General features: G+C 58.5%; 25 protein-coding genes. 11 read left to right on the top strand and 14 right to left on the bottom strand.

What is annotated here, in order from left to right; translation table 11 throughout:
• Nucleotides 1-78: 78 nt before the first annotated feature.
• Nucleotides 79-462 (top strand): VOC family protein, encoded by a 384-nt coding sequence (locus tag I9182_RS04150; protein ID WP_209596686.1) that lies wholly within the window; start codon nucleotides 79-81, stop codon nucleotides 460-462.
• Between the two features lie 82 nt (nucleotides 463-544).
• Here I9182_RS04150 and I9182_RS04145 read toward each other — a convergent pair whose 3' ends face one another.
• Entirely contained in the window at nucleotides 545-1,192 is a 648-nt protein-coding gene (locus tag I9182_RS04145; RefSeq protein ID WP_209503641.1) for a response regulator transcription factor, read from the bottom strand.
• Nucleotides 1,189-2,622, bottom strand: coding sequence for a cache domain-containing protein (locus I9182_RS04140; RefSeq protein WP_209596684.1), 1,434 nt, complete (start codon nucleotides 2,620-2,622; stop codon nucleotides 1,189-1,191). The genes I9182_RS04145 and I9182_RS04140 overlap by 4 nt, the downstream gene beginning before the upstream one ends.
• A 245-nt stretch (nucleotides 2,623-2,867) precedes the next feature.
• Here I9182_RS04140 and I9182_RS04135 point away from each other — a divergent pair, with 245 nt between their 5' ends.
• The 3 genes from I9182_RS04135 to I9182_RS04125 all read left to right on the top strand — a co-directional run bounded on the left by I9182_RS04135 (nucleotide 2,868) and on the right by I9182_RS04125 (nucleotide 7,371).
• Nucleotides 2,868-3,950: a TRAP transporter substrate-binding protein gene (locus I9182_RS04135; RefSeq protein ID WP_209503643.1), complete on the top strand. Its 1,083-nt coding sequence runs from the start codon at nucleotides 2,868-2,870 to the stop codon at nucleotides 3,948-3,950.
• 122 nt (nucleotides 3,951-4,072) lie between these two features.
• A complete protein-coding gene (locus tag I9182_RS04130) occupies nucleotides 4,073-4,999 on the top strand; it encodes a TRAP transporter small permease subunit (protein WP_209503644.1) in 927 nt (308 codons plus the stop codon).
• 17 nt (nucleotides 5,000-5,016) lie between these two features.
• A complete protein-coding gene (locus tag I9182_RS04125; protein WP_209596682.1) occupies nucleotides 5,017-7,371 on the top strand; it encodes a TRAP transporter large permease subunit in 2,355 nt (784 codons plus the stop codon).
• 134 nt (nucleotides 7,372-7,505) lie between these two features.
• Here I9182_RS04125 and I9182_RS04120 read toward each other — a convergent pair whose 3' ends face one another.
• The 4 genes from I9182_RS04120 to I9182_RS04105 form a co-directional block, all read right to left on the bottom strand.
• Nucleotides 7,506-7,895 carry a VOC family protein gene (locus tag I9182_RS04120; RefSeq protein WP_209503646.1) on the bottom strand — a complete coding sequence of 130 codons (390 nt, stop codon included), beginning with the start codon at nucleotides 7,893-7,895 and terminating at the stop codon, nucleotides 7,506-7,508.
• A 7-nt stretch (nucleotides 7,896-7,902) separates the two neighbouring features.
• Nucleotides 7,903-8,727: an arginyltransferase gene (locus I9182_RS04115; protein ID WP_209596680.1), complete on the bottom strand. Its 825-nt coding sequence runs from the start codon at nucleotides 8,725-8,727 to the stop codon at nucleotides 7,903-7,905.
• Nucleotides 8,728-8,802: 75 nt separating this feature from the next.
• On the bottom strand, nucleotides 8,803-9,234 hold the full coding sequence (locus I9182_RS04110; protein WP_209596678.1) for an RDD family protein: 432 nt from the start codon (nucleotides 9,232-9,234) through the stop codon (nucleotides 8,803-8,805).
• Between the two features lie 66 nt (nucleotides 9,235-9,300).
• On the bottom strand, nucleotides 9,301-9,723 hold the full coding sequence (locus I9182_RS04105; protein WP_209596676.1) for a DUF2852 domain-containing protein: 423 nt from the start codon (nucleotides 9,721-9,723) through the stop codon (nucleotides 9,301-9,303).
• 148 nt (nucleotides 9,724-9,871) lie between these two features.
• Here I9182_RS04105 and I9182_RS04100 point away from each other — a divergent pair, with 148 nt between their 5' ends.
• The 5 genes from I9182_RS04100 to I9182_RS04080 are packed head-to-tail and all read left to right on the top strand — an operon-like array spanning nucleotide 9,872 to nucleotide 15,136.
• Nucleotides 9,872-10,255, top strand: coding sequence for a nuclear transport factor 2 family protein (locus I9182_RS04100; RefSeq protein WP_245222471.1), 384 nt, complete (start codon nucleotides 9,872-9,874; stop codon nucleotides 10,253-10,255).
• A 49-nt stretch (nucleotides 10,256-10,304) separates the two neighbouring features.
• Nucleotides 10,305-13,100: a glutamine-synthetase adenylyltransferase gene (locus I9182_RS04095; RefSeq protein ID WP_209596672.1), complete on the top strand. Its 2,796-nt coding sequence runs from the start codon at nucleotides 10,305-10,307 to the stop codon at nucleotides 13,098-13,100.
• Nucleotides 13,084-13,356 (top strand): hypothetical protein, encoded by a 273-nt coding sequence (locus I9182_RS04090; protein WP_209503652.1) that lies wholly within the window; start codon nucleotides 13,084-13,086, stop codon nucleotides 13,354-13,356. Before I9182_RS04095 ends, I9182_RS04090 begins: the two co-directional genes overlap by 17 nt.
• 38 nt (nucleotides 13,357-13,394) lie before the next feature.
• Complete coding sequence (locus tag I9182_RS04085) at nucleotides 13,395-14,597, top strand: class I SAM-dependent rRNA methyltransferase (protein WP_209596670.1); 1,203 nt, start codon at nucleotides 13,395-13,397, stop codon at nucleotides 14,595-14,597.
• Nucleotides 14,594-15,136 carry a PIN domain-containing protein gene (locus tag I9182_RS04080; RefSeq protein WP_209503654.1) on the top strand — a complete coding sequence of 181 codons (543 nt, stop codon included), beginning with the start codon at nucleotides 14,594-14,596 and terminating at the stop codon, nucleotides 15,134-15,136. The genes I9182_RS04085 and I9182_RS04080 overlap by 4 nt, the downstream gene beginning before the upstream one ends.
• 71 nt (nucleotides 15,137-15,207) lie before the next feature.
• On the opposite strand, the gene I9182_RS04075 is transcribed toward I9182_RS04080, so the two are convergent.
• From I9182_RS04075 to I9182_RS04045, 7 genes are all read right to left on the bottom strand, one after another.
• A complete protein-coding gene (locus tag I9182_RS04075; protein ID WP_209596668.1) occupies nucleotides 15,208-15,894 on the bottom strand; it encodes a M48 family metallopeptidase in 687 nt (228 codons plus the stop codon).
• Between the two features lie 101 nt (nucleotides 15,895-15,995).
• Complete coding sequence (locus I9182_RS04070) at nucleotides 15,996-16,592, bottom strand: NAD(P)H-dependent oxidoreductase (protein WP_209596666.1); 597 nt, start codon at nucleotides 16,590-16,592, stop codon at nucleotides 15,996-15,998.
• A 101-nt stretch (nucleotides 16,593-16,693) separates the two neighbouring features.
• Nucleotides 16,694-17,878, bottom strand: coding sequence for a VWA domain-containing protein (locus I9182_RS04065; RefSeq protein ID WP_209596664.1), 1,185 nt, complete (start codon nucleotides 17,876-17,878; stop codon nucleotides 16,694-16,696).
• Nucleotides 17,879-17,882: 4 nt separating this feature from the next.
• Nucleotides 17,883-18,053, bottom strand: coding sequence for a hypothetical protein (locus I9182_RS04060; RefSeq protein WP_209596662.1), 171 nt, complete (start codon nucleotides 18,051-18,053; stop codon nucleotides 17,883-17,885).
• 7 nt (nucleotides 18,054-18,060) lie between these two features.
• Entirely contained in the window at nucleotides 18,061-19,428 is a 1,368-nt protein-coding gene (locus tag I9182_RS04055) for a DUF2927 domain-containing protein (protein WP_209503659.1), read from the bottom strand.
• Nucleotides 19,425-19,874: a GNAT family N-acetyltransferase gene (locus tag I9182_RS04050; RefSeq protein ID WP_348540372.1), complete on the bottom strand. Its 450-nt coding sequence runs from the start codon at nucleotides 19,872-19,874 to the stop codon at nucleotides 19,425-19,427. Before I9182_RS04050 ends, I9182_RS04055 begins: the two co-directional genes overlap by 4 nt.
• A gap of 109 nt (nucleotides 19,875-19,983) precedes the next feature.
• Entirely contained in the window at nucleotides 19,984-20,829 is an 846-nt protein-coding gene (locus I9182_RS04045) for a MoxR family ATPase (RefSeq protein ID WP_209503660.1), read from the bottom strand.
• Between the two features lie 381 nt (nucleotides 20,830-21,210).
• On the opposite strand from I9182_RS04045, the gene dksA reads away from it, so the two are divergent.
• Together dksA and I9182_RS04035 are read left to right on the top strand one after the other, a co-directional pair.
• Nucleotides 21,211-21,633, top strand: a complete 423-nt coding sequence (dksA, locus tag I9182_RS04040; RefSeq protein WP_209504868.1) for an RNA polymerase-binding protein DksA — start codon at nucleotides 21,211-21,213, stop codon at nucleotides 21,631-21,633.
• Nucleotides 21,634-21,704: 71 nt separating this feature from the next.
• Nucleotides 21,705-22,853 carry an FAD-dependent monooxygenase gene (locus tag I9182_RS04035; RefSeq protein ID WP_209596661.1) on the top strand — a complete coding sequence of 383 codons (1,149 nt, stop codon included), beginning with the start codon at nucleotides 21,705-21,707 and terminating at the stop codon, nucleotides 22,851-22,853.
• A 4-nt stretch (nucleotides 22,854-22,857) separates the two neighbouring features.
• Here I9182_RS04035 and xth read toward each other — a convergent pair whose 3' ends face one another.
• On the bottom strand, nucleotides 22,858-23,637 hold the full coding sequence (gene xth / locus I9182_RS04030; RefSeq protein WP_209596659.1) for an exodeoxyribonuclease III: 780 nt from the start codon (nucleotides 23,635-23,637) through the stop codon (nucleotides 22,858-22,860).
• Nucleotides 23,638-23,904: the final 267 nt, after the last annotated feature.

The following is a 23,904-nucleotide window of genomic DNA, read 5'->3' as shown; positions in this document are numbered from 1 at the left end:
CATCTCCTTTGCTGCAATAAATGCTATCAAAGGAGCGGCATCAAACCGCGACACGTCCATTCCTGTTCGGAGCTTCAGATGCCCAAGATTTTGCAACTTACCCCATTTGTGCTGTGTTCATCCTTGCAGAACCAGATTGATTTCTACTGTAAGCGACTAGGATTTACCTGTAGCTTCAAGCAGGACAATTACGCATTTTTGTCACTTGGCCCGGTCGCCATTCGGTTGTTGGAATGCCCACCGCGAGAGGATGGCAAGGCGTTGGGCGACGACCAGTCGTTTTATATTGATGTAGACGATATCGACGGCTTTTATGAAAACTTGCGGGCTGGGTTGGCCGATCTGCCCGAGGGGCGCGTTCGGCCTCCGTTCGACCAACCTTATTTGCAGCGTGAGTTTCACATTCTGGATGAAGACGGAACACTTGTGTTCTTTGGTCAGGATATCAGACCCCGGGCGTGAACGCTCCCGCCTGTTATCGCTATGCCTGCGGCAAGCCTCCTCTAGTTGGGTAAGGCAGCACTGGGCTGCGACCGCGCATCGATCAGAAGCCGACCCCGGTGCCTTGCAGCATGCCATGTTCCAGCGCATAGCGGGTCAGCCCGGCGGTCGAGGAAATTCCCAGTTTGCGCTTGATGTTCTTGCGATGCGTTTCAACCGTTCGCACCGAGATATCCAGCTTTTGTGCAACCTCTTTGTTTGATTTGCCCTGCGCCAGTTCCAGCAGAATTGTTTGCTCGCGCCCTGTCAGCGCCTCGCGTGCGTCGCCGCCTTTGGGCTTCAGGGATCCACTTGCGCCGGTGCACAGATACTGCTCACCCCGCATGACCGCATCGATGGCCTGCTTGATCTCTTCGGTTGGGACATCTTTGAGAACATAGCCTTTTGCACCGTGGCTGAGCGCGGTCGAAATATATTCGGGGCTGTCATGCATCGACAGGATCAGGATGCACGTATCGGGCAGACGTTCCAGAATGATCTCCGTGGCGCTGAGGCCGCCGAGGCCAGGCATGTTCAGGTCCATCAGGATGACATCCGGGGAAAGGCCAACCGCATGATCCACCGCGGCCTGACCGCTGCCGAGTGTCCCAACCACTTCGATATCGTCGTAGCTTTCAAGGATCGACTGAATGCCCTCGGCCACCATGGGATGATCGTCGACAATTAGAACTCGGATATTCTTGGCGCTCATGTACCGGCCTTTCGGTTCGGAGTTGCGTCTTCCTGCGGTGGCAACAGGTGGCTCAGCGGCAGACTGGCCTCGATTACCGTACCGCCGCGCGGCCCGCGTGATGACAGAATACGCAGCGATCCGTCAAGTTGCTCAATTCGTTCCTGCATGTTGCGCAGACCGATGCCGGTGGTCGGGGTCCCGGATTCTGCGCGCAAGCCACGGCCATTGTCGGTGATCCGCATGGTTGCGCCTTTCTTGTGGCCGCGCAGGTCAATCGTCACATAAGAGGCGTCGGCGTGGCGTTCGATATTTGTCAGCGCCTCTTGGGCGATGCGATAGAGCGCGATCTTGCTGTCCTGATCCAGCCGGTTGCGGAATACGACGGTGGAAAATTCAGTCTCGATCCCGGTTCGTTCGCGAAAATCGTCGGTCAGAGCCTTCAGCGCAGGTCCAAGGCCGAGGTCGTCCAGCACGCCGGGGCGCAGGTCGCGGCTGATCCGGCGGACCTCGGTGATGGCGGTGCGAAGATGGTCGATGCCTTTGTCCAGCGGATCGCGCGCACCTGCATCATCGCCGCGCAACAAACGGCGGCGCGCATTGTCCAGCGCATAGCGTACCCCCACAAGGATCTGGCTGATGCCATCATGCAGTTCGCGGGCAACCCGGCCGCGTTCTTCTTCCTGCGCGTCGAAGACACGTTGCGTCAGTTCCTTCAGCTTGGCATCCGCCAACCGCCGCTCGCGAATGTTCAGCAACATGCCCGAGGCAAAGACAATCAGAACGGCAGCAACAACAATGGCGCCGATATACATGAAGGTGCGCTGCACGCGGGCCTCGACCTCGGCCCTTGCGTTGGCGACCGTGGCGACAATGTCGTCAATGAAGACCCCGGTACCCACGACCCAGCGCCAGTCCTGCAACCCGACGACATAGGCGATCATCTGCGCCTCATCGCCGGTCGAGGGTTTCTCCCACATGAAGCTGTGCCACCCGGCCCCTTGACGGGCGAGGCTAATGAACTCGTCAACGATGGGCGTGCCATCGCTGTCGGTCAGACCTTCCCAGTTGCGGTTGATAAATTGTGTCTGACGGGGGCTGACCAGATTGTTGCCATCATAGTCGTAAACAAAAAAGAACCCGTCCTGCCCATAGATCATTGCCGAGAGTATCTGCGAGACAAGGTTCTTTGATACCTCGTCATCCGGTTCAGCGCGGCCATAGATATAGGCAAAACCATTGCGCGCCTGCGTCACGTAGTTGCGCAGCTCTTCTTTCTTGGCTTCGATCAGGCTGCGCTCCAGAGCTTCGATCTCGCGCTCGGCGGTCGCACGCGCCTCATATGCGACAAGCACAGCGATTGCGGCCACGGCCACAACCAGCGGGATTGCGGCCACCAGCGACAGTTTCTGCGCATAGGTCAGCGAGACCAGATGTCGAAGTCTTTGCATGGACGAATCGATACGCAAGCGGCGGCAAAAATGCAAAAAGATTGGCGTTGGTCTGTGAAATTCCGGTATTTGGGCCGTTTTTGTTGGAGTTTTCATTCGGAAATTTCACCGCATCCCCAAAAGAAATCGATTCTCTACGCAGTAGTAGGTATTCCCTTTCGCTTCGCTCACATTAGGCTGACGCGCACTGAATGCGACAGGTCCGGTACTGCCGGATCGTGACTATGAAGGGGAGGAACACTCATATGGATCGTCGTTCATTTCTGAAAAAATCCGCGCTGGGCGGCTCGGCAGCTGCAGCAACCGCTCTGGCGGCTCCGGCCTATGCGCAGGGACAGCGCACACTGACCATGGTGACCTCGTGGGGTCGTGGTCTGGCTGGCGTGTTTGACAGTGCGCAGCGTTGTGCCGACAGCATCAACGCGATGTCGGATGGCAGCCTGAATGTCGAGATCAAAGCGGCAGGCGAACTGGTTGGCGCGTTCGAGGTGTTTGACGCGGTGTCGTCCGGTCAGGCCGACATGTATCACGCCGCTGACTATTACTTTGTCGGTCAGCACCCGGGCTATGCGTTCTTTACGGCCGTGCCCTTCGGCATGACCGCACAGGAACTGGTGAACTGGTACTATCATGACGGCGGTATGGAGCTGCATGATGAGCTGGGCGAAATCTTTGGCCTGAAGTCCTTCTTGGCCGGTAACACCGGTGCGCAGGCGGGCGGCTGGTTCTCGAAAGAGATCAACAGCCCCGAAGACTTCAATGGTCTGAAGTTCCGTATGCCCGGTCTGGGCGGTAAAGCACTGGGCAAACTGGGCGCGTCCGTTCAGAACATCCCCGGTTCTGAAGTGTATCAGGCGCTGTCGTCCGGCGCGATTGACGGAACCGAGTGGATCGGACCCTGGGCCGATGAAAAAGCGGGCTTCCAGGAAATCACCAAGACCTACTACACCGCGGGCTTCCACGAGCCGGGCGCAGGTCTGTCGCTGGCAACCAACCGCGACGTGTTCAATGAACTGACCCCGGCCCAGCAGAAGATCATCGAGATCGCTGCCGCAGAAGCACACCAGTGGAACCTGGCGCAGTTCCTAGCCAACAATGGTGCAGCGCTGCAGCGCCTGCAGGCCGGTGGCGTCAAGGTCCTGGAATTCCCCGACAGTGTCTGGGATGCGTTCGGCAAGGCCAGCCAGGAAGTTCTGGACGAGAACATGAGCGATGAGCTGTTCAAGAAGATCCACGACAGCGCGATGTCGTCGATGGCGGCTTCGTCGGCATGGAACAACCTGTCGTCGGGTGTCTACACCGCACAGCGTGACCGTGTTCGCGGCTAAGCCTTCCTGATCAAAGGAAAAACGGTTTCCCCGCGCCTTGCGGGGAAGCCTTTCCCGTTGCGTGAAGGGACTTGGGCAAGCCACAATAGGCCTGCGCGCAACTGAGACGACCTGGGGACAACATGCAGGACGAAAACGGTATCTCGTTCTTCGGCGCCCTGTGGAATGGACTGGTCTGGTTCATTCAGAACATTGCCGAAGCCTTCTATAATTTCGGATATGCGGTCACGCATCCGCAGCTCTGGCTGGACTGGTCTGACAAGGCGTCGATCATGCGCTTTGTCTATTACGGCGGCTCGGTCGAGTTCTTCTTTGTGGTGTTCACCTTCTTTTTGGTTCTGACAGCCGTCGGGTTGTATTATCGGAACTTCATGTGGGCCATCGTGCGCGGCCTGGAAGGTTTTGCAAACACCACCGGGCGGTTCTTTGCCTGGGCGGGTCTGCTGATGGTGATTCAGCAGATCGTCATCGTATTCATGCAACGGGTCTTTACCCGTCCTGATATGTCCTTCGGTCTGGGAATACCGTTCCAGATGGATATCAGCTGGTTCGCGGAAGAGCTGAAACTGTATAACGCCATGGTTGTTTGTCTGTGTTGTACCTACACATTTGTGCAGGGCGGGCATGTGCGCGTTGATCTGATCTATGCCGGTATCAGCCACCGCGCCAAGCGTGTGGTCGATATGTGCGGTGCGTTGCTGTTCATGATGCCAATGGCGGTGCTGACCTGGATGTACGGCTGGTTCTTCCTGTGGCGTCACCTGATCGTGCCGAACCCTTCGGCCAGTGACGCGCTGGACCGTCTGGTGGCCAAATCCCGCGCCTTGCGCTGGAACGTGGAAACCATCGGGTTCAGCCCCAACGGGTTCAATGCCTACTTCCTGTTCAAGATCCTTCTGGTGGCGTTTGCGGCCATGGTGTTCCTGCACGCCATCGCGTTTTTGTACCGGTCGTATCTGGAATACGTGGAAGGACCGGACAGCGTTGGAAAATACCTCGACAAGGACAGCCTTGGTGAGGGCGAAGAAGCCTATGAAGGCGCGCATTAAGGGCGGAGACAAAGACAATGCTATTCGGACTTGATGGCGTCGAGATAGGCCTCATTATCGTATTCTTTTGCCTTTTCGGGGGCATTCTTTCCGGCTTTCCGGTGGCTTTTGCCATCGGCGGGGCAGGGATAATATCCTTTGGCATCATCGCCGCGCTGGACAGCGCGGGGTTGCTGATCCACCAGGCGATTGACGTCGGATCGCAAAGTTATCGGGACCTTGTGAACTCCGGGATCAAGCCGGACACCATATCCGTGTTCCGATACCCGGATTTGCCAAGGCTCGCCGAACCGGTTTTTGCCTCGGGCTGGGAAACCGCGCTGGACCGGAACGTGTCGTTCATCGTGAACCGCATGAACGAGCGCGTGCTGGCCGGGCAATCCATCGAGACCCTTCTGGCCGTGCTCATGTTCGTTCTGATGGGCATCACGCTGGAGCGGTCAAAGATTGCCAACGATCTTCTGACCACAATGGCGCGGGTTTTTGGCCCGCTTCCGGGTGGTCTGGCCGTGTCGATTGTGGTTGTGGGGGCGTTCCTTGCGGCTTCGACCGGTATCGTTGGCGCGACCGTTGTGACGATGGGCCTGTTGGCGCTTCCAACCATGTTGCGCAACAACTATTCGCCGGAACTGGCGACCGGTGTGATCGCGGCATCGGGCACCTTGGGGCAAATCATTCCACCGTCGATCGTGATCGTCCTGCTGGGCACATTGGCGGGGGATCTGTATTCGACAGCGCAGGAAACCCGGGCTGTTGAAGCCGGTTGTACCGACGCGCTGACCTATCTGGGTGAGCCTGCGGTTGTCTCGGTCGGGACGTTGTTCCAGGCTGCGCTGCTGCCGGGGATCATGCTAGCGCTGCTCTACGCGCTCTACGCCTTTGGCTATGCGCTGCTGAACCCGCACAAGGCGCCTGCAGTGGCTGTGTCCGGTGGCTCCGGGGAACCCATAACGCGGTCAGAAGGCCTGACATGGTTGCTGGGTGCGCCGGTTGCCCTGATCGTCGGTGCGGTCCTTCTGGGCAATGTCGGTGTGATCGGAAGCCAGAATATCTCGGTCTCGGCCTTTTCGGATATTGGTGAGGGTGCGTCGCTGCGGACCAACGTGTCGGCAGAGTGCAAGGCGTCGATGATCGATCTGCACGGGCAGGTTGCCTGGGATCAGGCTGTTGCCGAGCAGGAGGCAATTGATGCCGCTGGCGGCACAGCCGAAGCGCATCGCCTGACAGAAGAGGAACTGGCGGCCGAACAGCAAAAAAGGATTGCCGATGCGGCGCCGATCGGCACCGGAGTGGCGGTAACCCTTGTTCTGCTGGGTCTGACCCTGGTTCTGGGCCGTGGTATCGCACCGTCGCGGTCACCGCAGCCGCTGATCCTTGGCGCGATCGGGTTGTTGCTGATGGCATTGGTCGACATCTTGATGATATCGCCGACCACATCCTCTGGCGTGACTTTCGTGCTACTCACCCTGCCGTTCGCGCTGGCCATGTATGGCTGCAAAGAGGCTGCAGCCCGCTGTGCCACAAACGATCTGATCCGTGTGGTCTTTCCTCCACTTGTTCTGATCATCGCGGTGCTGGGCTCGATCCTGGGCGGTGTCACCAATCCGACACCGGCGGCTGCGCTGGGTGCGGGTGGCGCGATCATGCTGGCGGCCTATCGCAAGCTGCAGGATCAAGGCCGCTCGGGCAAAGTGGTCATCTGGTCGACCTTCGCCGTTGTCATTGCATTGCTGATGGGGGTCAACTTTGACCTGCGTATCAATCAAGGCAGTGTGACGGTAGAAACCTGGATCGCCTTCATCATTGCCTATGCGGCTTACCTGTACGCCCTGTTCGGGCTGTTGTACGGATGCTGGGTGCTCTATTCCAGCGGTGTATTGACCCCGGTGGTGCGCGAGACGGCCAAGGTGACCTCGATGGTGTTCACCATCCTGATCGGATCGCAGCTGCTGAACCTCGTGGTGATTTCATTCGGAGGGGAGCATTATATCCAGCAATTCCTGAAGAGCTTTGACAACGAGTTCACGGTTTTCCTGATCGTGATGCTGGTGCTGTTCATTCTGGGGTTCGTGCTGGATTTCCTCGAGATCATCTACATCGTGATCCCTATCGTGGGCCCTGTGATCTATGGCGGCTCCTTTGATCCGAAATGGGTCACAATCATGGTGGCGGTGAACCTTCAGACGTCCTTCCTGACGCCACCTTTCGGGTTTGCGTTGTTCTACTTGCGGGGGGTTGCGCCGAAAGAGGTCACAACAGGTCATATTTATCGCGGGATCGTTCCGTTTGTTCTGATCCAGGTGATGGGGATCGCGATCTTGTGGTTCTTCCCGACGATTGTCACGATCGTTCCGGACCTGATGCCAAACTGATCCGATCCGGAAGGGAATATTGCAAAGGGGGCCGGTTGGCCCCCTTTTCTGTTTGTTTCGGGCAAGGGGCCAGCCCCTTCTTGGCCTGCGGCCAATTCATCCCCGGGATATTTTCGGCCAGATGAAGATACGGATCAGGTGAACTGGATCAGGTCCCAGCGATTGCCGAAGGGATCACGCCAGACTGCGACAATGCCATAAGGTTCGTGACGGGGTTCTTCTTCGAAGTGGATATCCCTTGCGCGCATGTTCGCATGGTCGCGGTAGAAATCATCGGTTTGTAGGAAGAACCCGACGCGTCCGCCGGTCTGGTTGCCAATGGCGGCGGTTTGTTCGGGTCCGTCAGCCTTTGCCAGAAGAAGGCAGCCGTTATCCGAACCGGGAGGCGCGACCAGAACCCAGCGCTTGCCATTGCCGAGGTCGATGTCCTTGATAAGTTCGAAGCAGAGCGTCTTTGTATAAAACAAGATGGCGTCGTCGTAATCCGGCACCACGAGGGTGACGGCATGCAGGCTTTGTTTCATCGCGCGGTCAGCCTTTGGTCGGATGCCGGTCAGGGAGCTGGATATTGGCGACCTGTTCGGCGATTGGTGGCGCCGATAAGGGGTGATGCGATGTGCCGGTATAGGCATCCGGATCGCTGATCTTTTGCCAGCCCCCCTGAATATAGGCCTCAAGCCCTGAAAACTTGGCTTTGTAGCCCATCTTGGGACTGCCGGGGACCCAGTACCCCAGATAGATATAGGGCAGGCCAGCCTCACGTGCGATGTCGACGTGGTCGAGGATCATGTAGGTGCCGAGTGAGTTCTGCGGCTGTTCCGGGTTGTAGAAGGAATAGACCATGCTTAGCCCGTCATCGAGCACATCGGTGAGGCTGACGGCGATCAACTCGCCGGTTTCAGGATCGGCATATTCCACAACGCGGCTGCGGATCGGTGTTTCCTCGATCATCGCGGCGAATTCGAAAACATCCATGTCAGCCATGCCGCCATCGGCGTGGCGGGTGTCAAGATAACGGCGGAACAGCTCGTATTGTTCATCCGTGGCCCATGGCGAGGTTGCGCGACGTTCCAGGTATCCGTTCCGCTTTGCCGCGCGTTTCTGGCTTTTGGTCGGCTGGAAGGCTGACACATCGATCCGGGCTGAAAGGCAGGCCGCGCAATCCGTACACGAAGGCCGGTAGAGCACATTCTGAGACCGGCGAAATCCTTGTTGAGACAGGGAATTGTTCAGCTGTTCAGCCCCTTCGCCTTGCAGGGCGGTGAACAGTTTACGTTCCATCCTGCCGTCAAGATAAGGGCAGGGCTGCGGTGCCGTGACATAGAATTGTGGCGCTATTGGCAGCGTATGTCGCATGAAATCCCCATCCAGCCTCGAAAGGGATGATAGCAACCGTTCCCGAGACCGCCAAGTGTTTCACGCAACCTTGCGTCAGGCCCGTTGATTGATCATGACGGTGCCCAGAAAACTGTCGGTCAGACCCTGGCCACGGGCGCTGGTCATCATCATGATGACCGAGATGATCTGGACCACGGGAAAGGCCATGCTGACGAAATAGCCCGCAGTATGGGCAAGCGCCTTGCCCAGATCCATTCGTTCTCCGAACGCGTCGCGCAGCTCGATCCCCATAAATCGCATTCCCAGCGTGGCAGAGCCGTTGGCGATGGTCACCACCCGGTAGACGAAACTAACGACGGCGTAGATCAGGGCTAGGAAAAACAGACCCAGAAACGCAGTAAAGAGGATTGCCACCGTGCAAAGCAGCGAAATGAAGGCGATATCGAACAGCCAGGCGACGAAGCGTTTGGTTGTCACGGAACGATAGAAATCGGGTTGGGTGTCGGGGTTGGGCAGATGGTTCATTCGATGGGTCCGAAAAACTGGGGTAGGGGTACCCTGTCCCGAAACACCGGGGCAGGGCAAGGTCAATCAGGCGGGCTCGCCCTTGCCGTCTTCGTCATGGTTCTCGCGGGCGCGTTCATCCATGAATTGGTCGAATTCGGCCTTGTCCTTGGCGTCACGCAGACGACGCAGGAAAGCTTCGAAATCCTGTTGTTCACGTTCCAGTCGGGCCAGGGTATCTGCTTTGTAGGCGTCAAAGGCGCTGTTGCCCGAGGGCTTCATCGCACTCATGTGGCTTTGCCAGGATTTGCGGCGGTTGCAGGATTTGCTGAACATGCGTTTGCTCCAGATCATATAGGCCAGCAGGGCAAGGCCAACGGGCCAGAAGAAGATGAAACCAAGAACCATGGCGGCGATCCAGGCCCCTTTGCCTTTGTCATCCAGCCAGGCTTCGGTTCGATAAAGCCATCCCGGATTCGCGGGGACGGCGGGGTCGGACAGTGCGGTCATTTGAGCTCTCCAGGTTTGATGTAAACTCTATTCACATTGCATAGATGGGGTGCCGTTTGGACGGGCGCAAGGGATAATGTGAAAAAGATTTACATTATGCAATCCGGTTGACGTTTCAGGAACTGGCTCGCAGGGTCGGAGTATGGATATGACGGACAACAAAGCTGCCCCTGCACTAAAGGACATACTTGAACTGGAAACACAGGTCTGGGTGGCGCTGGTTGAAAGTAATGCAAGCGCCGACCGCGCCTTGCTGAGCGCGGATTTTCTGGGCGTTTATCCCACGGGGTTTGCCAATCGGGACGATCACGTCGGGCAATTTGCAGATGCGCCAACGATGGCCGAGTTTGATCTGAGTGACGCCCGGTTACGCATTCTGACCCCGGATATCGTCTTGTTGTCCTACCGCGCCGATTACCTGCGCCCGGGCGCAGACCGGCGCGAGGCAATGCTGATTTCATCTTTGTGGGAAAGAAGAAACGACGTTTGGGTCAACAGCTTCAGTCAGGATACGCCGGTTCAGGTAACCTGATCAGAATGCCCCATTGACGATTACGCGCCGCAATGCGCAGGGTGCGCGCATGACTAACGCTCTTGCCATTACCCGCCTTCCGCGTGCGTTTGATCCGTCTCTGGGCGATGAAACCCGCGCTCTGATACCTGATCTGTCGCAGGAGATGGGAGAGTTGGTGGCGGGAACAGCCGGGTCCAGCCCATATCTGAAAGGCCTGATCGAGCGTGAAAGGGAATGGCTGCCTGATGCCTTATTGCGCCCGGATCAGGCGCTGTCTGAAGTCATGGCGGATGCGCGTGAGCTGCCGACGGATCAGCTGAAACCCGGCTTGCGGCAGGCCAAGCGGCGTGTGGCGCTGTTGACCGCGCTTGCCGACATTGCAGGTGCCTGGCCGCTTGAAAAAGTCACCGCGGCACTGACCGATTTCGGTGCACTGGCCGCGGATACTGCGGCCAAGGCCGAGATTGCGATGTTGATCCGGCGCAACAAACTGCCGGGAATGACCGAGAACGATATCGAAACTGCCGCCGGGATGGTCATTCTGGCCATGGGCAAGATGGGCGCGTATGAGCTGAACTACAGCTCGGATATCGATCTGATTGTGCTGTTTGATGAGACACGGTTTGACCCGGATGACTTCTACGAGGCCCGGCAGGGCATGGTGCGGGCAACGCGGAACTTCTGCGCAACGCTCAGCGACAAGACTGCCGATGGCTATGTTTTCCGTACAGATCTGAGGCTGAGGCCAGATCCCGCCGTAACACCGGTTTGCATGGCAATGGAGGCCGCTGAACGGTACTACGAAAGCCTTGGCCGCACATGGGAACGCGCGGCATATATCAAGGCCCGCCCCTGCGCCGGAGACTTGGCCGCGGGGCAGCGGTTTCTGGACAGTCTGCGCCCTTTTGTCTGGCGTCGCCATCTGGATTTTGCCGCCATTCAGGACGCGCATGACATGCGCCTGCGCATCCGGGAAAACAAAGGTACGGGCGGGGCCTTGTCGATCCCGGGCCACGACATGAAGCTGGGGCAGGGCGGTATTCGCGAGATCGAGTTCTTCACCCAGACCCGTCAGTTGATCGCAGGCGGCCGCGATCCGGATTTGCGGGTGCGTGGAACGGTTCCCGGGTTGGCGGCGTTAGCGTCAAAAGGCTGGGTGCCGCAGGATGTCGCGGACAAACTGACCGATCATTACCGGGCGCATCGCGAAGTCGAACACCGCATTCAGATGGTTCATGATGCACAGACGCATAAGGTGCCGAAATCACAGGAAGGCATCGAACGTATCGCCTGTTTGATGGGGATCGAAAGTGATGAACTGCAACAGGACGTGAAAAACCGCCTGACCGAAGTGCACGAACTGACCGAAGGATTTTTTGCGCCCGGGCCCGGTCCTGCACCTTTGGCGGCGCAGGATGTGGAGTTTGATCAGAGTGTCCTGGCCCGGTGGACGACCTATCCGGCCTTAAGGTCCCAGCGCGGGTCGCGGATATTCGAACGGTTGCGGCCCGAGCTGCTGTCGCGTCTCGCCAAGACCGCCAAACCGGACGAGGCGTTGATGGCGCTGGACGGGTTTCTGTCTGGCCTTCCCGCCGGGGTTCAGCTGTTTTCCTTGTTCGAGGCCAATCCGCAACTGATCGACCTTCTGGTCGATATCGTTGGCACGTCACACGCTCTGGCCTCGCATCTGTCGCGCAACGCCTCGGTTTTCGACGCGGTGATCGGCGGCAGTTTCTTTGCCGATTGGCCGGGGCAGAAGGAATTGCAGGTCGAACTGGCCCGTGCGCTGGCGGAAGAGTCTGACTATGAAACCCGGCTCGACTTTGCGCGGCGCTGGTGTAAGGAATGGCATTTCCGGGTCGGCGTCCACCACTTGCGGGGTCTGATTGACGGGGCACAGGCAGGCCGGCAATATGCAGAGCTTGCACAATCGGTGATTGCTGCCATCCTGCCCTATGTTGCCGAGAATTTCGCCCGCAAACACGGGCCCGCACCGGGACGCGGAGCGGCGGTGTTGGGCATGGGATCGCTGGGCGCAGGACGGATCAATTCGCAATCCGATCTGGACATGATTGTGATCTATGATCCGCAGGATCAGGACATGTCCGATGGTCCGCGTCCTCTGGCCACGCGCACCTATTATGCGCGGTTCACGCAGGCGCTGATCACGGCACTTTCGGCTCCGATGTCTCAGGGGAGGCTGTATGAGGTCGACATGCGCCTGCGCCCGTCCGGCAATCAGGGACCAGTCGCCACCAGTTGGGCCAGCTTTACCAATTATCAGCAGAATGAGGCCTGGGTGTGGGAACATCTGGCCCTGACCCGTGCTCATGTCGTTGCGGGTGATGCCGGTTTGGCAAATGATATCGAAGCGTTCCGCGCCGGGTTTCTGTCGCGCCCACGCGAGCGGGGCAATGTCTTGCGCGAAGTCGCCGAGATGCGAACGCGTCTGGCCGCGGCAAAGGCACCCGCCGGGATATGGGATGCCAAAAACGGGCCCGGCCGCCTGATGGACATCGAACTGATGGCCGAAACCGGTGCTTTGCTGGCAGGGACTACGGCACGCGACGTGTCCTCGGGCCTCGATGGAGCCGTCGCTGCCGGGTTGCTGGATGTCGCGCAGGCGCAATCCCTGAAAGACTGCTACAGCCTATGCTGGTCGGTGCAATGTGCGGCCCGGCTTCTATCGGGCAAAGTCATCGAGGCGGAGCAGATCGGTGAAGGAGGTGTGGATTTCCTGTGCCGTGCCACCGGGTTTGAACAGGTCGATGCACTGCAACGGGCATTGCAGGAGAGTTACACGACTGCGGCCGACCTGATCGGCGGCGTGATCCAAGAGGGCGAAGATGGCACGCAGTACTGATCCCAATGACCACAAAGGTCTGATCCAGGAAGCCTATCGTATCGAAGGCATCACCCTGCCGGAATGCCGCAGCATATTTCTGGACTGGGCGCTCAGCCTGCCCGAAGAGCGTGACCAGAACACGGCGCTGACCGAGTTGCATGCGGCATACGCGCTGCACAGCCCGGATCACCCCATGACTCAGGTTCTGTCCGAGGGCCTTCAGGGGGCCCAAACCCCGAAACGGCGTGGCGGCTGGCGCTCTCGGAACCGCTAGGGCTTTTCCATCGGCACATTCGCGACTAAGAGAGCGCCATGACCCAAACTGCCGACCGCCCCCGTATCCGCCTGAAACCCAAAGCCAACGCGCGCGGGCTGCGCCATGGCTTCCCCTGGGTCTATGCAAATGACATTGTCACAGACCGCCGCACGCGCAAGATCCCCGCGGGCGCACTGGCGATTCTCGAGGATGACAACCGCGCGGCGCTTGCGCTGGTGGCGGTCAACCCTGACTCAAAAATCATGTGCAGGGTGCTGGATCGTGATACCACCGCACAATTGGACAATACTTGGTTCGAAACCCGCCTTAGCCGCGCCCTTGCACTGCGTGAACGCTTGTTTGATGCGCCTTTCTACCGTCTGGTCCATGCCGAGGCCGATGGCTTTCCCGGTCTGATCATCGACAGGTTTGGCGATAGCTGTGTCATTCAGCCCAACGCGGCCTGGGCCGAGGTGCATCTGGATACGCTCACCGAAACGCTAGTCAAGGTCGCAGGCGTGACGACGGTGCTGAAAAACGCCTCGGGACGCACGCGCGGGCTGGAAGGGCTGGACGATGAGAACCTGACTTTGCACGGCACCGCACCCGACGCACCCCTGCCTGTGCCGATGAATGGTGCCACGTATATGGCCGACCTGACCGGAGGTCAGAAAACCGGCCTGTTTTACGATCAACGCCCCAACCATGCCTTTGCCGCACGGCTGGTACATCCCGGAGCGCAGGTGCTTGACGTGTTCAGCCATGTTGGCGGCTTTGGCCTGGCGATGCTGGCCGCAGGAGCCGGACAAGCCCTGTCCGTCGATGGGTCTGCTGCCGCGCTGGAACTGGCCGCCAAAGGTGCCGAGGCTTCGGGCCTTGGCGACAGGTTCCAGATACGGCAGGGCGATGCGTTCGATGTGTTGACCCAATTGGGGGACGAGGGTGCGGCGTTTGACGTGGTCATCTGTGACCCACCTGCCTTTGCCCCGTCAAAACAAGCGCTGGATGCGGGATTGCGCGCTTATGAGCGTATCGCGCGGCTTGCCGCACCTCTGGTCAAACCCGGCGGCTATCTGGGGCTGTGCTCGTGTTCTCATGCCGCCGATCTGGGGCGGTTTCGCGATGCCTCCTCCCGCGGGATTGGCCGCGCGGGCCGACAGGCGCAACTGATCCACACCGGATTTGCCGGGCCGGATCATCCGCAACTGCCGCAACTGGCGGAAAGCGGCTACCTCAAAGCGGTGTTCTACCGCCTATGAAGGCTGTTCTCGATACTTGTGTCCTCTATCCAACGGTCATGCGCGAGATGCTGTTGGGTGCCGCACGATTGGGGCATTTCACCCCGATCTGGTCCGTCCGCATCCTCGAAGAATGGGCCCGCGCCGCCCGCAAGCTGGGCCCGACGGGTGAAGCGCAGGCGCGCGCTGAAATCGCGCTGGTGCAAGCGGCCTGGCCAGATGCCGAACGTCCAGCGAACGAGGGTCTTCAAAACCGCCTGTGGCTGCCGGACGCAGCAGATATCCATGTGCTGGCCACAGCAATCGCGGCTTCCGCTGATCTGATTGTCACGGTAAATGCCAAGGATTTCCCCAAAAATATCCTGACGGATGAAGGGCTTGACCGGAAAGATCCCGACAGCCTGTTGTACGGCTTCTGGCGATTCAATCCAGAGGGCATGGGCACACTTGCCACTCAGGTCCTTGCCGAAGCCAATCGCCTCTCAGCCGAACAGTGGACGCTCCGCGCGCTCATGAAAAAAGCCCGGCTTCCGCGATTGGGCAAGGCACTCGCCACCTGAGTGGGGTCCAGCTTCATCTGGCCAAAAATATCCCGGAGAGCGCGAGAGGCTGGCCTCTCGCAGCACAGGCATCACCGCTGTGCCCAACGCTGTTCAAGCTTTTCCAGCGCCGCAACACGTTCATCCGTCTTGGGATGGCTCATCAGCCATGCCGGGACCACCCCGGCGCGCTGCTGTGTCAACTCTTCCAGCTTGTGAAACAGTGATTTCTGCGGGCCTATTCCGATACCGGCTTTTGTCAGCAAAGCGGCTGCGTATTCATCCGCTTCATACTCATCCCCCCGCGACAGGCGCGAGGCGATCAGTGCGGTCAACGCGTTGGCAATCATCGCTCCGACAAAAGGGATGAACCGGTTCAGGACCATGATCAGCGCCGTGCGCATCGCATTCTGCCCTGAAAAATCGATCATCCGCCGCCGCGCGTGACCTAGTGCCACATGGCCCAACTCATGCGCGATTACACTGGCCATTTCCTCAGCCGAAACCTCGCTGTTGCGGAACTTGCGGTAAAATCCCCGCGTGATGAATATCCGCCCGTCCGGTGCGGCCAGCCCGTTCACCGGGTCGATCTCGTAGATATAAACCGGGACCCGCTCGATCTCGAGCGCGGCAGCCAGCCGGTCGGTCATGCGCTTGAGGGCCGGGTCAACAAGCTCGGTCGACTTTGCGTCCAGTTCCCGATGGGTGCGCCAGACGGAAATCCGGTACATCACAATTCCATAGGCAATGGCCAGCAGGATAGGGGTCAGGCGAAGCATGGGCTAGATATGGGTTTTCAACACCCCAAGAGCAAATGGAAAATAGAAGCTTCTCACAATCCAGCCGCATTTCGAAGTGAGGCTGCAGAGCGCGACCGTGTTCATGGATCGCTTTCAGGTTGCGGAAGCGTACGTCCAATTTCATAGCAACGTTCCAAAAGCGCCTGTCGCCGCGGGGCTGATCCGGTCGCGCCATGCAACAGCTCGAGTTTCCGGGGTGAAAACCCGAAATACCCGAATGTGCCTTTGGTCCAGAGTGTCTCAAGCGCGTCGGTGTATCCTTTGGCTTCCATTTCGTCAGAACGCGCACCGGCTGGCACCAACAGTAATCCTGTTCGGGACCTCTGGAGGGACTTTTCCGGGTCGTCCAACTGATCGTAGGCCCAGCCCCACATCCATACGCGGTCGACCCAGCCTTTCATCATCGAAGGCATTCCCCACCAGAACAACGGAAAGGCCAGGCAGATTGCATCGGCGCGCGCAATCCGTGTTTGTTCCGCAAGTATGTCTTGCGGTGCGCCCGTGCCTGCTTCGCCTTCTATATCCGCCATTGACCAGCGTGGATCGAACCCTTCTGCATGCAAATCCGCAACCTCGGTGGTATGGCCAGCCGCCTTTGCGCCTTCGCTGAGTTTCGCGACAGCGGCGGCCGTAAAGGAGTTCGGCTTTGGGTGATCCAGGATTGTCAGCAGATGCACAGTAAGCTCCTCAGGTTTTCAAACGGCAACCGGGATACTGTGAAAGCTCAACCCTGCTTGAGGTCAAGGTATTAATCAGCAGGAATACCTGATGGCGTGTGTCAGCGCGTCAGCTCGCGCATTCCCTTTTCCAGACCAGCCAGTGTCATGGGCACCATGCGATCTTCAAAGATGTCGCGGATCATGCCGATGGAGTGGGTGTATTCCCAGTATTTCTCGGGCACCGGGTTGATCCACAGATTTGACGCCCACTGTTCGCGCGCGCGTTGCAGCCAGACTTGCCCGGCTTCCTGATTCCAATGTTCATTGGCACCGCCGGGATAGGCAATCTCATAGGGGCTCATCGAGGCGTCGCCGACAAAGATGCACTTGTAGTCGGATCCATAGGTGCGCAGCACTTCGTGGGTCGGGGTCTGTTGGTTCCAGCGGCGGCGGTTGTCGCGCCAGACCCCCTCATACAGGCAATTGTGAAAGTAGTAATATTCCAGATGCTTGAACTCGGTTCTTGCAGCGGAAAACAGCTCTTCAACCACCTTGATATGCGGGTCCATCGAGCCGCCGACGTCCAGAAACAGCAACACTTTGACGGCGTTGTGACGCTCGGGCCGGGTTTTGACATCCAGATAGCCATGCTCGGCCGTGGCACGGATGGTGCCGTCCAGATCCAGCTCTTCGGCTGCTCCCTCCCGCGCCCAGCGGCGCAGGCGTTTCAGGGCGACCTTGATGTTGCGGGTGCCCAGTTCAACCGTGTCGTCGAGGTTCCTGAATTCCCGCTTGTCCCAGACCTTGACGGCACGCTGGTGGCGGCTTTCTTTCTGACCAATACGGACGCCTTCCGGGTTATACCCATATGCCCCGAACGGAGAGGTTCCTGCGGTACCAATCCATTTGTTACCGCCCTGGTGGCGGCCTTGTTGTTCCTTGAGTCGTTCGCGCAGTGTTTCCATCAGCTTGTCGAAACCGCCGAGCGCTTCGATCTCGGCCTTCTCCTCATCCGACAGGTGTTTCTCGGCCATCTTGGCGAGCCAATCGGCGGGGATATCGACAGCTTCCAACACCTGATCGAAACTGATCTCGCCCAAGCCCTCAAAACTGGCGGCAAAGGCGCGGTCGAATTTGTCGATATTGCGCTCGTCCTTAACCATCGACACCCGGGCAAGGTAATAGAATGCTTCGACATCATAGGTGACCAGACCCTTTTTCATGCCTTCCAGAAAAGTCAGATACTCCCGGAGCGATACCGGGATGCCCGCTTTGCGGAGGTTTTCGAAAAAGGGCAGGAACATCGCGTCACGCCACCATGCGAAGCAGAACCAGCGAGATCACCAGCCCCACAAGCGCTAAAGCGATCCCATATCCGGCAGCATACTGCGCCATGTCGGCGCCGTTTCCATTGCGTTTTTTTGCGGTCAAAGCGCCCAGGATTGCACCCAGTATCGCCATTCCCAGTACTAGCAACATATGCGTTTCATCCGTCTTTCGTGCTGTCAGCGGGGCGTCGGCCACTGTTTTGAACCAGAGATTGAGCCACCAAATCCGAACCGAACCCGTATCGCGCCCATCCAAGGCTGTCCAGCCTGACGGCGCGTGCCTGCTGCAATTGACCGGCCTGCTTCAAGGCCTCGGATTTCAACAGCAGCAACGTTGCCAGAAGCGAAGCGTTTTCCGCCCGGGTCATCACGTCGATGGCCTGATCCAGTTCGGGCAGGACCTCGGGCCCGCGATCCTGCGCAAGCGCAAAGGCTGCGGTTTGGGTTGAGACATAAGCCTGATGAACCTCGGTTCCGGGCGTCGCGCGAAGAAATTGTTGCGCGATCTTGAACTGCCGCTGGGCCTCTGCCGGGTCTCGAAACTGCTCCATCCGACCCATAAGGTAGTGGGGATAGGCGCGGCGATGATCCGTCCATCCCAATTGCTGCCCGATGCGGGCTGCCTTTTGCGCGGCGCGCATCTGTCGGGGGGAACCCGGCCCCGGTCCCAGTGATTTCTGGATCGCGTTGATCCACTCTCGGGGAGTATTTGTGGGGGGTTGCGCAGCTATTCTGTCGCCGCGTGGATTTAGACGACTGAGAATTCCGGGGATGACGGCGGCGACCTGATCGCGGGTCATGCCGGTGTGCAGTTCGGGCGCATAAGCCGCGCGCAGGATCAGCATGTCGAACCCGGTCAAGACCGTATGAATATTGTCGTCGTTGAACACCGAATCCGGCAGATGATAGAGGTCGTTCAGCGGACCAAGGGCCTGCGCCAGTTCTTCGTGCAGGCAATCGCGCATTTCCTGCGGGCTGACATCATAGGGGATGAATATCCCCAATCGTTCGCGTTGGCGCAGCTCAACCCAACTGCTTTTGGTTTTGCGACGGTCGCGCTGATACTCAGCCAGGCTGGACGCGTTTGGCACCACGAAACAGGCCGCGTTTGGCAGAATTTTCAGAATGTCCTTCTGGCTGACCGCTTCGATCGTGATATTGGCCTGACCTTCGTTGATTTGTCGGATGTTGATACCCGCCTCGCGCTTCAGGCGGTTCAGCAGGCGGGTCAAATCCTGTTGCATACTTTGTGTCGGCGATCCGGTCAGGCGAACGGTGATCGGAGTTTCGAACCGGGTGAAAACGGGCAGGGCGGCCCCGCTTTCGAGTTCGAAATGCAGGGACAGGAAATCCGACGCGATGTTCGTATTGGACCGTGCCGGTGGAGAGGGACGCGGTGCCGCAAAAGACTTGGCCGGCGGCAACGCCACTTCGACATATGGGGCATCGTTCCCGAGTTCGATTGTCTCGACAGATGTGCAGCCAGCGATAACCAGCGCCAGAAAAAGGGCGCCCAAACGCATCATGGGCGGGCGTACTTGATGAACGGTGTCAGGGTGCCGATGCGATCATAAAGGTGGCGTGCCGTGGTGTTGAACTCTTGCGTCAGCCAGTAAACGGATGGGGCGCCCTGGCGATCGGCCTCTTCATAAACCGCCTGAATCAAAGCGCGACCGACGCCCGTTCCTCGGGTTTCAGGTCGGGCGAACAGGTCTTGCAGGTAACAGACCTTTTCCACTTTCCAGGCGTGGCGATGAAACAGGTAATGCGTCAGCCCGACCAAAACGCCCTCCTGTTCCGCGACAAAACAGGAAAAATGCTGCGGGTCGTCGCCCAACAATCTGGAAAAGGTCGATTCATACACGTTTTCAGGCAGGGTGGTTTCATAAAACGCCAGATAATCCCGCCACATTTCGGCCCACTGATCTTTGTCCTCGGCCCGCAGGGTCCGGATTGTCAGAGCGTTCGCCAAGTAATGACCCCAATATTGCTGCTTTGAAACGCGGTTGCGTCAGGTATCTCGATGCTGACACCCGAGATACCCAATGGCAAGCCGTGATCACAGATTGTTCACACGCAGGCTAGCGTTTGCCACGTGCCATGAAAGCAAGACGTTCGAACAGATGCACATCCTGTTCATTTTTCAGCAAAGCGCCATGCAGCTTCGGCAGCGCGCTGGCCCCGTCACGCCTGAGGTCTTCGGCCGTCAGGTCTTCGGCCAGCAACAGCTTCAGCCAGTCCAGCACCTCCGAGGTCGAGGGCTTTTTCTTGAGCCCTTGCGTCTCGCGGATTTCATAGAATTGCGTCAGCGCGGCGGTCAGAAGCGCGTCCTTGATGCCGGGGTGGTGCACATCGACGATCCGGCGCATCGTCGCCTCGTCCGGAAAGCGGATATAGTGGAAAAAACAGCGGCGCAGGAAGGCGTCGGGCAGCTCTTTTTCGTTGTTCGAGGTTATGATGACGATGGGGCGGTGCTTGGCCCGGACTGTCTCGCCCGTTTCATAGACGTGGAACTCCATCTTATCGAGCTCTTGCAACAGGTCGTTGGGGAACTCGATATCCGCCTTGTCGATTTCGTCGATCAGCAGAACAACCTTTTCTTCGGCGTCGAAGGCCTGCCACAGCTTTCCCTTGCGGATATAGTTCGACACGTCATGGACACGCTCTTCGCCCAGTTGGCTGTCACGCAGGCGACTGACGGCATCATATTCATAAAGACCCTGCTGCGCGCGTGTGGTAGATTTCACGTTCCACTCGATCATTCTCAGCCCCAGCGCCCCGGCCACCTGTCTGGCCAACTCGGTCTTGCCGGTACCGGGCTCGCCCTTTACCAGCAGGGGGCGTTCAAGCGTGACGGCGGCGTTCACGGCAATGGTCAGATCGTCGGTGGCGACATATTCGGCTGTACCTTGGAAACGTGCGGTCATGGGCCTCTCGTGCGTATTTTGCGTTGGACGGGCAGGTTGTGGTTTCCGGGTTACAGAGCGGCAAGGTTTTTTACAACCCGCGTCCCTGCGTCGCCCCTCGGGAATTGTGCTGCAACTCCAAGCCCTTTTGCTTGATTCCGGTAAAGACCATTCGCAGGCGTTGTGCCTGTCGCCCCAAAAAAGCCTGTCAAATTTCATAGAAATACAAGGTTTTGTTGATGTTTGTCTCATAGTTAGACAAATCCGCGGGGGTGCACTGTCGTGCAACGTTTGTGTAGTGACATTCCACCGCCCGTCGGCTAAACGCTGCGCAGAAGGGAGAGCCAAATGTCAGCTGAAACAGCCGCGAACGACGTCACTGGCCAAACCGAGGGAGCAAATATGAAGCAGGAAGTTTTTCTGCCGGAAGATTACCGTCCGGCCGAAGATGAGCCTTTCATGAATGATCGTCAGCTTGAGTATTTTCGCCGCAAGCTGCTGGATTGGAAGACAGAGTTACTGGCTGGTAGCCGCGACACCATCGAAGGGCTGCAAGACAACACCCGCAACATTCCGGACGTCGCGGACCGCGCCAGCGAAGAAACAGACCGTGCGCTGGAACTTCGGACCCGTGATCGTCAGAGAAAGCTGGTCGCAAAGATCGACTCGGCCCTGCGCCGGATTGATGATGGCGAATACGGGTATTGCGAAATGACGGGCGATCCCATCTCGCTGAAGCGTTTGGACGCGCGACCGATTGCAACCATGACACTTGAAGCGCAAGAGCGCCACGAGCGTCGCGAGAAGGTCCACCGCGACGATTAATCGCCGGGTATGTGTAAGAAATCCAAGCGCCGGGGCCTGTGGCTCCGGCGTTTTTGCGTTATGCGGGTGTCATGAAGATAGACGGATTGAAATTCTGTGTAATCGGCGGTGGAATCGGCGGGCTGGCCTCGGCACTGGCGCTGCAACACCGTGGGGCGCATGTCACGCTTCTGGAGCAAGCCCCGGCCCTGACCGAAGTCGGTGCTGGTTTGCAGATCAGTGAGAACGGGATGCGCGTTCTTCATGCCCTTGGTGTCACGGGTCTTTCCGTCGGGCAGAAGTCCCATGGAACGGTCTTGCGCGATTACCGAAAAGGGCGCGTGGTCAGTCAACTGCCGGGCCCCTCAGCTGGTCCGACCTATTACTATCACCGTGCCGACCTTCTGAACCTTCTTCATAACGCGGCTTGTGCGGCAGGCGTGGATATCCGGTTGGGCACCAGAGTTTCGCATGTGCAAAAGCATCCCAACGAGGCAGAGGTGGTCTTGGCGTCAGGCGAGCGAATTCGCGCTGAATGCGCCATTGCGGCCGATGGCGGCCGTAGCATGCTCCGTCCGGCTTTGAACGGGGCAGAGGTGCCGGAGTTCACGCATCAAGTGGCCTGGCGCGCCACCATCCCCTGGCAGCCCGGTCATGATCCGGTTTCCGCATCCCTGACGATGGGGTCGGGGAGGCATGTGGTGACCTATCCGTTGCGTGACGAAAGCATGATGAACATTGTTGCGGTCGAGGAGCGCTCGGACTGGCGGGAAGAAGGATGGCGTCAGACGGGCGACCCTGAAGAGCTGCGCAAGCGCTTTGCAGATTTCGGTGGCCCCGTGCGCGACATTCTGTCGAAAGTCACGGAAGTGCATCTGTGGGCATTGTTTCTTCGGCCTGTCGCACAAAACTGGCAGAATGGTCGGTTGGCTCTGGTGGGGGACGCGGCCCATCCGACGTTGCCATTCATGGCACAAGGGGCATGTCTGGCGCTCGAGGACGCCTGGGTGCTGGCGCGCGCGTTTGACGAACGATCGGGTATCACCAACGCACTAGCGGCCTATGAAACAACCCGCAAGCCAAGGGCGCAGCGCGTTGTCGCGGCGGCCGGGTCAAATGCGCGGAACTTTCATCTGCGCGGTCCAGCCCGTATGGCTGCGCAATGTGTGCTGCGGGTCGTTGGTGCCCGGTTGTCACAACGCTATGAGTGGATCTACAGTCACGACGTCACGGCTGCCTAGGGCCTCAAATATCCAGGTCAATCCAGACAGGAACGTGATCGGATGGCTTTTCGTGCCCCCGAACAGCGGCATCAATCTGGCAATCCCGCATGAGGTCGGCCGCTTGTGGCGTTAGCAGGAAATGATCAATCCGAATTCCGTCATTCCGGTTCCACGCGCCAGCCTGATAATCCCAGAAAGAATAGTGGTCTGGACCCTGCGTTGTCGCGCGGAAGGCCTCGGTAAAGCCAAGGTTCAGGATTTTTCGAAAGGCGGACCGGCTTTCCGGGCGGAACAACGCGTCTTCCTGCCAGGCATCGGGGCGTTTGGCATCCTCGGCCTGTGGGATGATGTTATAGTCTCCAGCCATCAGTGCCGGCTCCTCTGACTTCATCAGGGTCTTGGCGCGGTCGTAAAGCCGTTCCATCCAGGCCAGCTTGTAATCGTATTTCGGTCCGGGTGCCGGATTCCCGTTGGGCAGATACAGCCCACAGAGTCGCAGGGCCTTTTTGCCCACGACAGTCGCCTCGATCCAGCGTGCCTGTTCATCATTGTCATCGCCGGGAAGGCCGCGTGATACATCCTCCAGCGGAAGCTTCGACAGGATCGCGACACCATTGAAGCTTTTTTGCCCGTGTGTTTCCACGTTGTACCCGCGATCTTCAAACATCTCGCGGGGGAAGTTTTCGTCGACGGATTTGATTTCCTGAAGAAGAACAACGTCGGGCTGGGCGTCGTCCAGCCAGCGGGGCAGCGCCTCGGTTCGCGCCTTGATGCCATTGATGTTGAACGTGGCGATTTTCATGCGCGATCCTCCGAAGCCTTGTGGCAACCTATCGCTCAGAACGGGCCCAGCGGCAAGTCGGAGATCGGACTAGCGAGGCTCTGCCTCGCGCTCCGGGATATTTTTAGCCAGATGAAGAAACGGATCCTTAACCATTTTCTCGATACTTGAAAGGGCGGTACAGGCGGGGACGCCGATGACCGCGCCAGGTGAAGCTCTCTGGTCGCTATAGTCAGAGAGTGGATCCCTGCTTCATCTGGCTGAAAATATCCTGGGGGTGTGGGGGCA

Source organism: Ruegeria sp. HKCCSP351, from assembly GCF_017872535.1.
GTDB lineage: Bacteria > Pseudomonadota > Alphaproteobacteria > Rhodobacterales > Rhodobacteraceae > Ruegeria.
This window is presented reverse-complemented; position numbering and strand designations above follow the sequence as displayed.